Origin of the sequence: Saccharopolyspora soli, from assembly GCF_022678645.1 — a bacterium.
Classification (GTDB): Bacteria; Actinomycetota; Actinomycetes; order Mycobacteriales; family Pseudonocardiaceae; genus Saccharopolyspora; species Saccharopolyspora soli.
The window spans coordinates 61,287-76,262 of sequence record NZ_JALBWV010000047.1; the positions used below are offsets into that span (position 1 = coordinate 61,287).

General features: G+C 68.2%; 10 protein-coding genes. 6 read left to right on the plus strand and 4 right to left on the minus strand.

Features of this window, described 5'->3' with window-relative positions:
* Positions 1 to 12 precede the first annotated feature (12 nt).
* Positions 13 to 3,222, minus strand: a complete 3,210-nt coding sequence (locus tag MOQ72_RS30130; RefSeq protein WP_242189125.1) for an amidohydrolase family protein — start codon at positions 3,220 to 3,222, stop codon at positions 13 to 15.
* Positions 3,223 to 3,531: 309 nt separating this feature from the next.
* Here MOQ72_RS30130 and MOQ72_RS30135 point away from each other — a divergent pair, with 309 nt between their 5' ends.
* On the plus strand, positions 3,532 to 4,188 hold the full coding sequence (locus tag MOQ72_RS30135; protein WP_242189126.1) for a response regulator transcription factor: 657 nt from the start codon (positions 3,532 to 3,534) through the stop codon (positions 4,186 to 4,188).
* Entirely contained in the window at positions 4,185 to 5,543 is a 1,359-nt protein-coding gene (locus MOQ72_RS30140) for a HAMP domain-containing sensor histidine kinase (protein ID WP_242189127.1), read from the plus strand. The genes MOQ72_RS30135 and MOQ72_RS30140 overlap by 4 nt, the downstream gene beginning before the upstream one ends.
* Before the next feature lie 8 nt (positions 5,544 to 5,551).
* Here the strand turns inward: MOQ72_RS30140 and MOQ72_RS30145 are convergent, their stop codons facing one another.
* Both MOQ72_RS30145 and MOQ72_RS30150 read right to left on the minus strand, forming a co-directional pair.
* Entirely contained in the window at positions 5,552 to 6,052 is a 501-nt protein-coding gene (locus MOQ72_RS30145) for an SgcJ/EcaC family oxidoreductase (protein ID WP_242189128.1), read from the minus strand.
* 297 nt (positions 6,053 to 6,349) lie between these two features.
* Entirely contained in the window at positions 6,350 to 7,417 is a 1,068-nt protein-coding gene (locus tag MOQ72_RS30150; protein ID WP_308197991.1) for an alpha/beta fold hydrolase, read from the minus strand.
* A 517-nt stretch (positions 7,418 to 7,934) separates the two neighbouring features.
* Between MOQ72_RS30150 and MOQ72_RS30155 the strand changes: the two genes are divergently transcribed.
* The 3 genes from MOQ72_RS30155 to MOQ72_RS30165 all read left to right on the plus strand — a co-directional run bounded on the left by MOQ72_RS30155 (position 7,935) and on the right by MOQ72_RS30165 (position 11,439).
* A complete protein-coding gene (locus MOQ72_RS30155) occupies positions 7,935 to 9,767 on the plus strand; it encodes an MFS transporter (RefSeq protein WP_372495582.1) in 1,833 nt (610 codons plus the stop codon).
* A gap of 94 nt (positions 9,768 to 9,861) precedes the next feature.
* The gene (locus tag MOQ72_RS30160) at positions 9,862 to 10,239 is read left to right on the plus strand and encodes a nuclear transport factor 2 family protein (protein WP_242189129.1); all 378 of its coding nucleotides are present in this window, start codon (positions 9,862 to 9,864) and stop codon (positions 10,237 to 10,239) included.
* A gap of 90 nt (positions 10,240 to 10,329) precedes the next feature.
* Positions 10,330 to 11,439 (plus strand): aldo/keto reductase, encoded by a 1,110-nt coding sequence (locus MOQ72_RS30165; protein WP_242189130.1) that lies wholly within the window; start codon positions 10,330 to 10,332, stop codon positions 11,437 to 11,439.
* Positions 11,440 to 11,457: 18 nt separating this feature from the next.
* Here MOQ72_RS30165 and MOQ72_RS30170 read toward each other — a convergent pair whose 3' ends face one another.
* Complete coding sequence (locus tag MOQ72_RS30170) at positions 11,458 to 13,287, minus strand: bifunctional metallophosphatase/5'-nucleotidase (protein ID WP_242189131.1); 1,830 nt, start codon at positions 13,285 to 13,287, stop codon at positions 11,458 to 11,460.
* 162 nt (positions 13,288 to 13,449) lie between these two features.
* Between MOQ72_RS30170 and MOQ72_RS30175 the strand changes: the two genes are divergently transcribed.
* Positions 13,450 to 14,976, plus strand: a 1,527-nt coding sequence (locus MOQ72_RS30175; RefSeq protein WP_242189132.1) for an MDR family MFS transporter, incomplete at its 3' end; no start/stop codon positions are given.

Sequence of the window (14,976 nt, forward strand, 5' to 3'; positions counted from 1 at the left end):
GTGCGATGTGTCCTATCGGTGCTGCTCTCCGGGCGGATGGCTGGTCGCCGCTGATCCGTCGAGTTCCGCGTCGCAGGCGTGTTCGTAGTCGGCGGCGACGATTTCCGGATCATGCCACCAATATCGGGACGCGGCGACAGGATTCGCCCGCTCGGCAACCGAAGTCGCCGGAGCCGGTGCGCTCGCTGGCCGGGACTGGTCGGCTTGCACGTCGTTGGGGGGCGGGGCCGCGAAGGGTGCGATCAGCTCTTCTCGGGTGTGCAGGCGGCCACCGACCATGGTCATCCGCACGTCCATCGCCGCGTCGATGTCCTCCAGCGGATTGCCCTCGACCATGATCAGGTCGGCGACCTTGCCGGGTTCGAGGGTCCCGACATCATCGGAGACACCGAGGTTCTGCGCGGCGTTGACGGTTGCGGTGCGCAACGCGTCGTACTCGTCCCAGCCGTAGCCGACCATCTCGCGGAGGTTGGCTTGCAGTCCGATCGCGACGTAGCTCAGCGGCGAGTCGGTGCCCGCCAGCACCCGGCCACCGGCGTTCGCGATTGCTTGCAGCGCCTCGACTTCCATGCACTCGGCTGTCTCGCAACGCGGGTCCGACGGGGGTGTCTTGTTGCCCGCAGTGGTTTCGAGCAGGTCCTGACGGGTCCACGCAGGCAGCAGCGCCATCCGCGGGTCGGCCGCCAGTTCGTCGCCGTAGAGGAAGTCCGAGGTGAACAGCGTCGCGGTCACCGACCGCTTCCCCGCGCCGTAGAGGGCCGCGACGTCACCGTAGGAGGTGCCGGTCGCGGTGAGGGTGCGGGCGTAGCCGAGCCGTTGGGTGGCGGCCAAGTGAGTGGTGCCGTCCTGGCCCACGTGCGCACCCGGAGACAGGTAGTGCGAGGCCGACGGCACCCCCATCCGGTGCGCGGCGTCGATCACCGCCTCCATCCGGTCCGCGGGCAACCGCACGTAGGTCTTGATCATGTCGTAGTCCAGCGTCCGCGCGCGGGATAGCTCGAACTCGACCTGCTCGGCACTGCGGGTGGGGCGCATGAAGTTGTAGTAGACGCGCGATCCGTCGATCGGCTCCCCGGTGGCGTAGAACCGCGGACCGATCCGGTCTCCCGCCGCGAGCGCCTCGCGGTCCTCGACCGCCCGGTACACCTGGTCACCGACCGACATGGTGGAGGTCACGCCGTAGGCCAAGCTGATCCGGCCCTGCCGGTCGCCGTAGAAGCGCGACTCGTATTCCTGGTGCACGTGGGAGTCCATCAGGCCGGGCAGCACCGTCAACCCCGACGCGTCGACCACGTTGCCCGCGTGGTGGTCATCGCTGTGCGGTGTCACCGACTTGATCCGGTTGTCGACGACGACGATGTCGACGTCGTGCCGCAACCCCCGGCTGTTGCCGTCCCAGAAACCGCCAGCGTGGATCATCGTGCGGCCTTCCGCCACGTCCGCGCGGTAGGTCAACGGGACGTCGATGGTCTGGGCTCGTCCCGTTGCCGCGTCGGCGAGCCGGAGTTCTCCGTTGGAGAGGTAGAGCAACTTGCTGGAATCGCCGCTCCACGAGGGGGCATCGGTGACCTCGCCGTTGAGCACCCGTGCCGGGCCGGTCGGGGCGCCGGTGCCGTCGACCGGCATCACGCGGAGCGTGGAATCCACCACGAACGCCACCCGACTGCCGTCCGGTGACCACAGTGGACCGTCGTCTCCTCGGGTCGAGATCGACGCGTGCTCCTCGCCGGGCGAGTGGAAGGTTTGCCGCCCCGTCGCGACGTCCACGGTGAGGATCTGGCTGGTTCCTTCGCGGAACCGCTCGGAATACCGCTTCACCGCGGCGAACGCGATGGTGGACCCGTCCGCGGACCAGGTCGGGCGCCCCGGCCCGAACAGCGGCGGGACCAGTTCGCGCACGCTCCCGGCGTTCAGGTCGAGCACGTAGGTGGCTCCGGTCTGGTCCTGGTACGCCAACCGCGTCCCGTCGGGGGAGAAGGCGGCGGAGACCTCTGCACCCTCCAGAGCCGTCACCCGCCGCTCCCCGCCGGTCCGGACGTCGCGCACGTAGATGTCTTCGGTTCCGGCCTTGTCCGAGGAGTAGGCCAGGTAACGGCCGTCGGCGGACCACGCCGGGTTCACCTCGTGGAAGTCGTCGTCGGTGACCTTGCGCGGTTGACCACCGATCGGCATCAGCCACAGGTCGTTGAGCGCCACGAACGCGACCTGCTCCGCATCGGGCGACAGCGCCGGGGTCAGGATGCCCTTGACCTGCTTGGCAGTCCGGTCGTCGAAGTCGTGGTCCTTCTTGTCGTAGTGCACGGCGGGCAGGTCGATGGTCGCTTCGAACGGGATGTCCGAGCCGCTGCCCGCATCGAGGTCGCGGTGCCGGATCTTTCCGTTTGCGGTGTAGCGCAAACCGTTCTCGCCGGACCACTCCGGGGTGAACAGGAAGACGTCCTCGCCTGCCGTTACCGCCTGCCCGTCCACCATCAGGTCCGCTCGGGTTCCGGACTGCTGCAGGTAAGCCATGCGCTGCCCATCAGGCGCCCACGCCGGGGCGTGCACGGTGGTCTGCTCCGCGTCGGGTGCGGGGATGACGGTGCGGACGGCGCCAGCGGCATCGGTCGCCGCGATGTGATCGTCGGCGACGTAACCGATCTGCTGGCCGTCGGGGTGCCAGGACGGTTCGTACTCCAGGCCGGGTGCATCGGTCCGCCGGGTCAGCTCGCCGGTGCGGACATCGACGGTCCAGATGTCGTAGGAGCCCGCCCGATCCGAGGAGAACGCGATCCGGCTGCCATCGGGCGACCAGCGGGGTTCCCGGTCGTCGAAACCGCCGCTGGTGATCTGCACCGGGTCGGTCCCGTCGGCATCCGCGATCCAGATGTGGAACTCGCCGCTGGCATACCCCTGGAAGGCGATCCGACCGTCCGGGCCGACATCCGGTCGCGCGGGCTCCAACTCCGGTTCGGTGAGCTGCTGGGCGGTGCCGCCGCCGGGCGGCACCCGGAACAGCAACCCCTGCAGATCGATGACGACACTGCCGTCGGGCGCCGCGGCCGCGGTGAGATTGGTTCCTTCGGTGACGGTGACCTGGGTCCGTTCCCCGAGCTCGGCTGCCGAAGCGGGATGCGGTGGGCTGGCGGTGACCGTGCCGCAGATCAGCACGGCGGTAGCGGTGAGCGCGGTGGCGCCAGCACCGAATTCGCGAGTAGTGGCCGTCCTTCCGTTTCGGATCATGTGCGGCCCTCCAGAAGTGGCGGGTACGGGGCGAAACGGTCGCACGTCCAGTTTTGATCACAATTTCCACAAAGGAGAGCCGGTATTTGACTGATACTTCCGAAGCGCAGCAGCAATCGCGGGACCGAACGTCCGAATCCATTGCGCCGCTTGGCAGATCGCGATCCGCGATCGCCCGCGCCGGTTCACCCCAGGCGAATTCACCGGTCCGAGACGGACATCGGTCCTCCGGCGGGCCGAGGCCGGGCGGGGCCCGTTTCGGAAACGATCCCGAGCTCCGATCCGGTCACCGCATGGAAAGATCTCGGCATGCGGGTACTGCTGGTCGAGGACGACGAACCCATCGCCGAGTCCCTCACGCGGGGTCTTGGCCGGTACGGGTTCGATGTCGAATGGGTGCGCACCGGCGCCGGAGCCCTGCGGGCGGGGCCGACCGACATGGTGCTCGTCGACCTCGGCCTGCCCGACATGGACGGGTTGGACGTCTGCCTCGAACTGCGCTCCCGCAGCGATGTGCCGATCATCGTGATCAGCGCCCGAGCGGACGAGACGGATCGGGTGGTGGGGCTGGAGATCGGCGCGGACGACTACGTGTCCAAGCCGTTCGGCGTCCGCGAGGTCATCGCCAGGATGCGCGCCGTGCTGCGCCGGGTTCGGCCCGCGGCGGCGCAGCCGGAACCGGCGCTGTCGAGCCGGGTGGCGATCGACCGGCCGGGGCGGCGGGTGCACGTCGACGGTGCCGAGATCTCCTTGACCCCCAAGGAGTACGACCTGCTGGCCTTCCTCGCCGAGGCGCCGGGCGCGGTGTTCACCAGGGAGCAGATCATGGAGGCGGTGTGGGACGCCAACTGGTTCGGTCCCACCAAGACGCTGGACGTGCACGTCAGCGCGTTGCGGCAGAAGCTCGGTGACGCTGTTTCCGTGGAAACCGTGCGCGGCGTCGGATTCCGCTTGGTGCTGGCGTGATCCGCCAACTGGTCGCGAGTTACGTCCTGCTGGTCGCGGTGGCCGTGGTCGCCTTCACCATCCCGGTGGCGTTCCTGCTCACCGAACAGCTCTACGGCGAAGCGGAGAACTCCGCGCGCCGCGAAGCGGAGACAGCCGCATTGCTCCTGGCCACCGACGATGCGCCGTCCCGGCAGGCATTGGCCCGGCTCATCGACGCCTACCAGCGGCAGACGTCCGGGCGGGTGGACGTGCTGTCGGCCGAGCGGACGGCCGTGGGCTCGTTGCCGCTACCGGTCGCGGCCGACGATCCCGCGTTCACCGCCGCGCTGGCTGGCCGGGAATCGGTGCGGTGGGAGTACGCACCGGCCTTGCGCGCCGAAGGGCTCGTGCTGGCGGCACCGGCCAGGTCAGCGGACGGCACGATCGTCGGCGCGATCCGGATCAGCCACCCCTCGGCACCGCTGGACGAGGGTCTGTGGCTGATCTGGGGTTTCCGGCTGGTCCTGGCCATCGCGGTGCTGATCGTGGCAGCGGTGCTCGGAGTTCTGCTGGCGCGGCGGCTGACTCGTCCGCTTCGGGATCTCAACGGCATGGCCAGCAGGCTGCGCGACGGCGATCTCACCGCGCGGGCGGAGGAGACCGGGCCGCCGGAGACGCGCACGCTCGCCAGCACGCTGAACACCGCGACGGAGACCATCGACACCCTGATCGGCTCGCAGCGGGCCTTCATCGGCGATGCCTCCCACCAGCTCCGCACCCCGCTCACCGCCCTCCGCCTGTCGCTGGACAACATCGCGGACGGAGTGGACGACCCGGATGTGCGGGAGGACGTGGAGCACGCCACCGCCGAGGTCGTGCGGATGAGCAGGCTGGTGAACGGGCTGCTCACCCTGGCGAGGGCCGAATCCACCATGTCCAACCTTGAGCCGGTGCGGATCGTCGACGTCGTGACGTCCAGGTTCGGCACCTGGCGGGCGGCCGCCGAGGAACGCGGTGTCACGCTCCAACACCACTTCGCCGACCCGGAACTGTGCGCGCTGTCCAGTCCGGGGCACCTTGAGCAGGTGCTCGACAACGTGTTGTCCAACGCGCTGGAGGTTTCCCCGGACCACGCCGCGATCACGGTGCTGAGTCGGCGGGAATCCCAGCAGGCGGTCATCGAGGTGATCGACCGAGGACCAGGAATGCCCGCAGCCGACCGGCAGCGGGCATTCGACCGTTTCTGGCGCGGCGCCGGGCTCACCGGCCGTTCCGGCTCGGGCATGGGGCTCGCGATCGTCAAGCAGCTGGTTTCCGACGACGGAGGCAGCGTGCGGCTCGACGCGGCCAACACAGGTGGGCTGTGCGTCCGGATCGCGCTCCGCGCCGCGTAGCGGGCGGCCTACTCCGGCATGGCCGACGAGTGGTGGCTGACGATCAACCACTTCCCGTTGACCCGCTCGTAGACGAACGTGTAGCGGGCGTCGATCGTGCTGGGCGTGCCGTTGGTGTTGAGGGCGAACCGGTAGGTTCCCGAGTCGATCGCCGTGTTCGGACCGAGCACGTCCACGTGCGACTCCAGGATCTGGCCCTGCGGCTTGTTCGCCAAGAAGTGCTCGAAGTAGTCGACGATCTCCGCGCGGTTGGTGCGCACGTCGTTGGACATGGTGGGCAGCAGCACAGCCTCCGGGGCGTAGTGATCGGCGACCAGTTGCGGGTCCAGCGCGACCAGCGCTTTATTCCAGTCGCCGAACAGCGCCGCGATCTCCTGCTGGCTCGGCTGGGCGGTCGGCAGCCCCTGCGGGTCCCGTGCGGCGGCGCTACCGCATCCGGAGATCGCGATGATCGCGGCCAGGGCGAAGGCGGCGATGCCCCCTGAACGCATTCGTCGGTAGTTACGCATTGTCGTCTCCCGCGCTTGATCGAGTTGCGATCTCCACTTTCGTGTGACGCGGGGAAGTGGCGGAGAAGCAGAAGAACAACCCTCGGTAAGGGTTCTGCCAAGATTTCTTCAACGCGCGTTGGTATCAACGGACATCGTGATGGGGTTGGCAGCAGCCGGACCGTTGCGGCTGGTGGCCAGTTCTGCGACCCGAGCCGGACACGCGGCGCAAGGTCCGAGGCGGGCGCGCAAGGCGCTCGGGATCGTCCGCCAGTCGTCATCCACAATGGACAGAAGGGTGCGAAGGTGCTCGACCCGTTACGGCTCGGCCGCGAGCAGTTCCTTGAGGGCGGCGTCGATGAACGCGGTGTCCACCGGATTCAGACCACCACCCGCGAAGTGTCCCCACGCTCCGGGGATCACCCGTAGTTCCGCACGGGGCATGTGGCGGACCTCCCACTCGTTGTCCTCGGGTGGGAAGTAGAGATCCTGTTGCGCGGGCATGACGATGGAGCGTGCGCGGATCGACGCGAGTGCTTCCTGGACGTCGGCGAAACCGGGGGTCCGGCCCAGATCGGCGTGCTGCCAGGTCCAGAGCATGGCGAGCAGGTTGTTCACGTCGCGGTTGATGAACAGCCGCTCCCAGAAGCCGACCAAGAAGTCCTCCAACGAGCCGTATCCGAGCGGCTCCCGCTCGTACGTCTTCTCCCGGTAGAACTGCTGGCAGAATCCCCAACCGGCGTAGACGCGGGACATCGCTCGCAACGCCGTCGTGGGCTGCTCGTCGTACCAACCGTTGCGCCACGCCGGGTCCGCGGTCAGCGCTGCCTTCACGCCCTCCAGGAACACGATGTTGTGCACGCTGGTTTTCGCCGCCCCGCAGAACGGGAGGATCCGCCGGACCACGTCCGGATAACTCACCGCCCACTGGTAGGTCTGCCCGGCGCCCATCGACCAACCCGTGACCAGCTCAAGCCGCTGGATGCCGAAGCGCTCGGTGACCAGACGATGCTGCGCCTGGACGTTGTCGTACATCGTGACGTGGGGAAACCGCGCCCGGTCGTGCGGCGGCGGGGTGTTGCTCGGCGACGAGGACAGCCCGTTGCCGAGCATGTTCGGGATGATGATGAAGTAACGGGAGGGATCGAGGGCCATGCCCGCACCGATGAGCCACTCGTTGTCGTAGTGCTGTCCCGAGTACCACGTGGGATAGACGATCGCGTTGGTCCCGTCGGCGTCGAGCGTCCCGTACGTCTGGTATGCCAGCCTCGCATCCGGGAGCGTCGAACCGCTCTGCAACCGGATATCGCCCAGCTCGAAGATGTCGTAGTCCATCGCAGCCGCCCCCCTGCTCATCGAGCCAGTTGCGCGCCACTTCAGTGTCACCCGTCAGAGGGGACGACGCGAACGCTGGACCAAGGTCGCGAATGGACGGCTGCTGGCCCGAGAAGCAGCAACCCCGGAGCCGTTTCCTGGCGGTTGCTCCGCACAGGCCGAACCGGACACAGTTCGGGGCTCCGGGGTCGGGTAGCTGCCTGGTATTCGCCGACCGCGCACCCGCGTCGAATCCCGCAGGATCAGCACACGTCGGGTCGGCAGTAGTGCCGTGGGCGGTCCTAGCGGACAGCCACCTCACAAGTCCTGTTGGTATTCAACGTTGGACCACCTCCCTTCCTGTGTACCGGGAAGGCTAGGACGAGTCGTGCCACCCGAGCAACTGATTTTTTTCGCTGTCGCACCGTGGTGTGCCGTCCTGCGGGGAATGTCTGATTTGGATCGGACGATGGTGGACGGTCCGATGTTCGATCTCTCGCCGCCCCGCGAAGGTCAATAGTTGCCTGAAGCAACCAATAAGATTAGCGTGAGTAACGAGGTGACCTGTCCGAGGAAGGATGCACGGGCGATGTCCATCGCGTCGGAGCGGGCGCAGCGGCGGGAGGCGCGCGCTGCGAACGCGACCGCCAATCCGAACTACAAGTGGATCGTGCTGTCGAACACCACGCTGGGCGTGTTGATGACGACGATCAACATGTCGATCCTGCTGATAGCGCTACCGGACATCTTCCGCGGCATCGGGATCGACCCGCTGGCGCCGAGCAACACCGGCCTGCTGCTGTGGCTGGTCATGGGCTACCTGGTGGTGCTGGCCGTGCTGGTCGTCAGCTTCGGCCGCCTGGGGGACATGGTCGGCCGGGTCCGCATCTACAACTCCGGGTTCCTGGTGTTCACCGCGTTCTCCGTGCTGCTGGCGGTGACCTGGCTGCACGGCACGGCCGGGGCGCTGTGGTTGATCATTATGCGAGTCGGCCAGGGTGTCGGCGGGGCCATGCTGATGGCGAACTCGAACGCGATCATCACCGATGCCTTCCCCGCCCACCAGCGCGGCCTGGGACTCGGCCTGAACCAGGTCGCCGGGATCGCGGGCTCGTTCATCGGGCTGGTCCTGGGCGGGCTGGTGGCGCCGCTGGAATGGCATGTCGTGTTCCTGCTGTCCGTGCCGATCGGGGTGTTCGGCACGGTGTGGGCGTACTGGATGCTGCACGACGTGGGGATCAAGCACCGCTCCCAGGTGGACTGGTGGGGCAACCTGACCTTCGCGGTCGGCCTGATCGCGCTGCTCGCGGGGATCACCTACGGCATCCAGCCCTACGACGGGCACACCATGGGTTGGACCAACCCGTGGGTGCTGACCGCCATGATCGGCGGTGCGGTGGTGCTGGCGATCTTCTGCGTGGTGGAGACGCGGGTCGCCGACCCGATGTTCCGGCTCGGGCTGTTCCGGATCCGGGCCTTCACCGCCGGAAACCTGGCTGGTCTGCTGTCCGCCCTCGGCCGCGGCGGGCTGATGTTCGTCCTGATCATCTGGCTGCAGGGCATCTGGCTGCCGGAACACGGGTACAGCTTCGAGTCCACCCCGCTGTGGGCCGGGATCTACATGCTGCCCCTGACCATCGGTTTCGTGATCGCGGGCCCGGCGTCGGGCTGGCTGTCCGACCAGTTCGGGGCGCGGCTGTTCGCCACCGGCGGCATGGTGATCGCCGCCGCGAGCTTCGGGTGGCTGATCTGCCTGCCGGTCGACTTCAGCTACTGGCAGTTCGCGGTGGCGCTGCTGATCAACGGGATCGGGATGGGCGTGTTCGCCTCCCCGAACCGGGCCGGTGTCATGAACAGCCTGCCGCCGAACCGGCGCGGCGCGGGTGCCGGGATGAGCAACACCTTCCAGAACGCGGCGATGGTGCTCTCGATCGGCATCTTCTTCTCGTTGATGATCGCCGGACTGGCCCGTTCGCTGCCGGGCACGTTGACCACCGGACTCGTCGCGCAGGGCGTGCCCGCCGCGGCGGCCGACCGGCTCGCCGGGCTGCCGCCGGTGGGCGTGCTGTTCGCGTCGCTGCTGGGGTACAACCCGATCCAGTCGTTGCTCGGACCCCAGGTCCTGGGGCAACTCCCGGCCGGGCACGCCGCCTACCTGACCGGCCAGAGCTTCTTCCCGGAGCTGATCTCCGGCCCCTTCTCCGAGGGCCTGCGTTTCGCCTTCGCCTTCGCGATCGCCGCATGCCTGATCGCCGCGATCGCCTCGGCGCTGCGCGGCGGGAAGTTCGTCTACACCGAACCGGTTTCGTCAGACACCGGGCCGAGCAACGGAAGCGGCTCACCAGCTGAGCCGTCTCCCGCGCCAAATCCGGTGCCAGCCCGCGACGTCCAACAGCCGCACGTCGAACGGAACAGAAGCTGATCAGACCGCTGTGAACGCGGCACGATTCTGGACTTGCAGGTCCATTTTTGGCTGGGCATGCTGAGTGGACCACCAAGTCCAGGAAGTGAATCCCATGTCCATCGACAACGACACGCTGGTCCGCGAGTTCGTCGCGGCGTTCAACACCAGGGACACCGACCACCTCGCCGACTACCTGCACCCCGACGTCGTCTTTCGCAACTACGGCGAGGACGAGGTCCACGGCCGCGACGCGCTGCTGCGGGTGTGGAAGCAGGTTTTCGCCAACTTCGAGCAGGTCGAGTTCGAGACCGTGCACCAGGCGGTCAACGGCGACGTCGTCATCGCCGAGCAGATCCACGGCCTGGCCTTGCCGGGGCGGCCGCTGGCCCCGGTGATGAACATGGCCGTCTACGAGATCCGCGACGGCAAGATCGCGGCCTGGCGGGACTACACCAACGTCGCCTACGCCGCGCAGCTGGTCACCGGCTGACGAGGCGCTGCCCGCCTGAAATCCAAGCCCTTTCGCGGAGCTGGACACGCCGGACTTCGCGATTTCGTTCCCGAACGGAGCAATTCCCCTATGTCCCTGGACCACTACTACTTGCTCGGACGTTCCGGATTGCGCGTCAGCCGCCTGGCGCTGGGCACCATGAACTTCGGAACCGGTGGCTTCCACGCCGCGTACGGCAAGACCGAGGACGAAGCCCGCCCCATCTTCCGCCGCTACGTCGATGCGGGCGGCAACTTCATCGACACCGCGGACTTCTACACCGCCGGGGAGAGCGAGACCATCCTCGGCAAGCTCATCGCAGAAGCCAAGGTGCGCGACAGGATGGTGCTCACCACCAAATTCACCAACAGCGTCGCCCCCGGAGATCCGAACGCGGGCGGCAACGGCCGCAAGCACATGATCAGCGCGATCGAGGCATCGCTGCGCCGCCTGCGCACCGACTACATCGACCTCTTCCTGCTGCACACCTGGGATCGGATCACGCCGGTCGAAGAGGTCGTGCGGACCTTCGACGACCTCACCAGGGCTGGGAAAATCCGCTACGCGGGCCTGTCCGACGTGCCCAGCTGGTACGCGGCGCGAGCGCAGACCCTGGCGGAGTCCCACTCCCTCCCACCAGTGGTCAGCCTGCAACTGCCCTACTCGCTGATCGAGCGGGGGATCGAAGCGGAACACGTCGCGATGGGGCAGCAGTTGGGAATCGGCATCACCGCGTGGAGTCCGCTCGGCGGCGGCTTCCTGACCGGCAAGTACCGGCATGCCGAGCAGGGCCTGGCCGGGGAAGGCCGCCTCACCACCGCGGGCTCGCCCGGACGGTCGTGGACGGACCAGGAATGGCAGCTGCTGAAGACGCTCGAAGAGGTCGCGACCGAGCTGGATGTGTCGATGGCCCAGGTTGCGGTGAACTGGGTCGCGACCCAACCGGGGATCGCCTCGGCAATCGTCGGGGCGAGCAGCGCGGATCAGCTCGACGCGAGCCTGGCCGCACTCGACTTCGAACTGCCGCCCCACTTGCGCGCCGAGCTCGACGAGGCAAGTGCGCTACCGCCGCAGTCGGTCTACCGGATGTTCACGCCGGAGTACCAGAACTGGTTGGTCAGCCCCGGCGTCAAGGTCGCGGACAAACCGACCGGGTACACCCCGGCGGTGCGGAACTGGATACCCGAGAGCCGACGCTGACGGACACCGTCGGGTGGGTTACGGGATCGTGGTGATGCGATCCGCGGGCGGGGGCGCGATTCCGGGGTGCGCGCCGAGGTAGGCGATCAGCGCGTCGAGGTCCACTGGTCCTCCGGTGATGTCGGTTCCCCCGGCGAATTCGGTGAATCCGTCGCCGCCCGCGGCGAGGAAGTTGTTCACCGAGACCCGGTAGGGCGCGTTCGGATCGACCGGCTGGCCGCTGATGGTGATGTCGGAAACCTTCGAGCCGACCGGGGCAGCGGCCGAGTAGGTGTAGTGCAGGGTCGACGAGATCTGCAGGATGCGCGTGGCGTTCGGCTGCCATTGCTGTTCGAGGACGTTCTTCAGCTGCGCGCCGGTCAGCGTGATCGTCTGCATGACGTTGCCGAATGGCTGGACCGCGAAGGTCTCGCCGTAAGTCACCACCCCGTCGCCCTCACCGGCCGGAGAGGAGGCGTGGACGAGGTCCGCCCTGATTCCACCGGGGTTGGTGATCGCGACCTGCGCGCCGTTGCCCGTGGTCGCCGCCAGTTGCGCGTCGGCGATCACGTCGCCGAGCGTGGATTCGCCGGACGGCGCGGCCTGGCGGAGGAGATCGGCCGTGATCGTGCCGATCGGGCGGTTGGCGATCGGCCCCGCCTTCGCGTTGGCCTCGTCGATCAGCTTCTGCACGGCGGGATCCGGTGGTACGTCGCGCGTGACGATTTCGTTGTGGGCTCTCGTCGCGGGGCGCACCACATCTCCGTTCGTCCGGTCGATGGTCAGGTCGGCGACCGACAGCAGACGACCGAAGGAGGCACCCTGCAGCACGGTCCGCGGGTTGCCCGCCGGGTCGTTGATCACGCAGTTGTACTGCTGGTGGCTGTGGCCGGTGAAGATCACATCGACCTTCGGGGAGGCGTGCGCGGCGATCTCCGATGCCGGACCGGGCGCGACCCGGCAGTCGTCCGGTCCGCCGCCCTCGGTGTTGTCCCCTTGGTGCAGCAGCACGACCTGGGACTTCACCCCCACGGCGTCCAGGAGTTGCGAGGTCCGGTCGATGGCCTCGACCTCGTCACCGAACTTCAGGCCCTTGACCGCCTCTGGCGTGACCACTGAGGGCAGATCCTCCAGCGTGACCCCGATGATCCCGATCGGCACGCCAGCGACGCGTTCGACGCTGAACGGCAGCAGCGCTGGCCTACCGTCGTCGAAGGTGACGTTCGCGCCGAGGTACGGGAAATCCGCGCCGTCGTAGGAATCGCGGAACTGGCAACCATCGGCGGGGTGGCAGCCGCCGGACGCGATGCGCTGGAGCTCCGCGTAGCCCTCGTCGAACTCGTGGTTCCCGACGACGGACGCCTTGACGCCGAGTTCGTCGAGGAACGCGATGGTCGGTTCGTCGTGGAACAGCGCCGAATTCACCGGCGAGGCGCCGACGTTGTCCCCTGCGGAGAGCACCAGCGAATGCGGCACATCGCTGCGCAGTCGGGCCACGTGCGTCGCCAGGTATGCCGCACCCCCGGCGTCCACGCTGCTGCCGTCGGGCAGCGTCACCCGTCCCGACGAACCCGACGGCGGGTCGAGATTGCCGTGCAGGTCGTTGAACGCGATCAGCCGAACTTCCACCGTCGCGGCCGCGCTCACCGGCGTACCCGGCAAGGCTGCGGTGGCCAGCACTGCAATCCCGATCGCCGCCACGCAGCGGCCCAACCGACCTGGTCGCACCGGCTTCCTCCCAACGGTCCGCAGCCGCCCGGTGTGGGCTGACGACTGCCGATCTTGCCCGCTGCGCAGCGCGGAAGCCAGGACCTCCGGATCACCGCCGTGTCCCACCGCGAACGCGCAGAGCGACTGTGCTCGCGGCATTCGGGCTCCACATCGGACTGTTCGCGGGCTTCCCGGAATGGCGGTTATGTCCTGGTTGATGTCGATTTCGCAGCCGTACCAGCGCTGATCGACGTCATGGGTTGGTGTGTTGGGCGACAGTTCCTTGACTTCGAGCGCGGTCGAGACCCAAGGATGGAGCACGTGGAGATCGACGTGGACCGCCAGGTGGCCAGGCACCGGGGCAAGGTGCTGGTGGCGCTCATGGCGTCCATGGCGATGGCAGCGATGGACACCACCATCGTGGCGACCGCGGTCCCGCAGATCGTCGGGGACCTGGGCGGGTTCACGCTGTTCAGCTGGGTGTTCTCCGGCTACCTGCTGGCGCAGACGGTGACCATCCCGGTCTACGGCAAGCTCGCCGACATCTACGGGCGCAAACCGGTGCTGCTGATCGGCACCGGAGTGTTCCTGGTCAGCTCCGTGCTCTGCGCGCTGAGCCCGAACATGCTCATGCTCGTGGTCTTCCGGCTGCTGCAGGGGCTCGGAGCCGGGGGCATGCAGTCCACGATCGCCACCGTGGCCGCGGATCAGTACAGCGTGGCCGAGCGGGGACGGGTGCAGGGCTGGTTGTCCAGCGTGTGGGGAATCTCCGCCATCGTGGGTCCGACACTGGGCGGCGCGTTCGCCGAATACCTCACCTGGCGGTGGATCTTCCTGGTGAACGTGCCCATCGGCGCGGTGGCGGTGGCACTGCTGGTGCGGTACCTGCACGAGCACGTACCGCGGCGCGACCACCGCATCGACTACCTCGGTGCGGCCGGGTTCCTGCTGGCGTCCGCCAGCCTGTTCCTGTGGCTGACCGAAGGCGGTACGGCATGGCACTGGACTTCGCCGCCGAGCCTGGTGCTGCTGGGGATCGGGGTGCTGGCCGCGGTGGGCACGGTGTTCGTCGAGCGGCGCGCCGCCGAGCCGATCGTGCCGCCGTGGCTGTGGTCCCGGCGGGTGCTGGCGGGCTCGGCGATCGGCACCCTCGGATTGGGTCTGCTGGTCATCGGCCCGAGCACGTTCCTGCCCACCTATGCCCAGGCGCTGCTGGGACTCGGCCCGATCACCGCTGGTCTGGTGCTGGCCACGATGAGCGTGACCTGGCCGTTGACTTCGGCGCTCTCGGCGCGCTGCTACCTGCGCATCGGATTCCGCGACACCGCGCTCATCGGCGCCGCGCTCACCGTCGTCGGCTCCGCGCTGCTGTTCCAATTGCCCTATCCGGGAACGGTGTGGCAGTGCGTGGTCGCAACCGCGGTGCTCGGCGCAGGATTCGGGTTGCTGTCCACCTCGCTGCTGGTGGGGGTGCAGGCGGGCGTCGGCTGGGCCGAGCGCGGTGTGGTGACCGGCGCCAACCAGTTCGCGCGCTTCCTCGGTTCCGGACTCGGAGCCGCGGCGTACGGCGCCATCTCGAACGCGTTCACCGGCCCGGCGAACGGCAATCGCACGCCGCCCCCGCACCTGCTGTACGAGGGTGTGCACCACGTGTACCTAGCCATGCTGCTGATCGCTGCTGGCGTCATCCTGGTACTGGTCGTGACGCCACGGCGCTTTCCCGTGCTGGTAGAAGAGTCGTGGGGGGGGGGGGGGGGGGGGGGGGGGGGGGGGGGGGGCCCCCCCGGGGGCGGGGGGGGGGGGGGGGGGGGGGGGGGGGGGGGGGGGGGGGGGGCGGGGGGGGGGGGG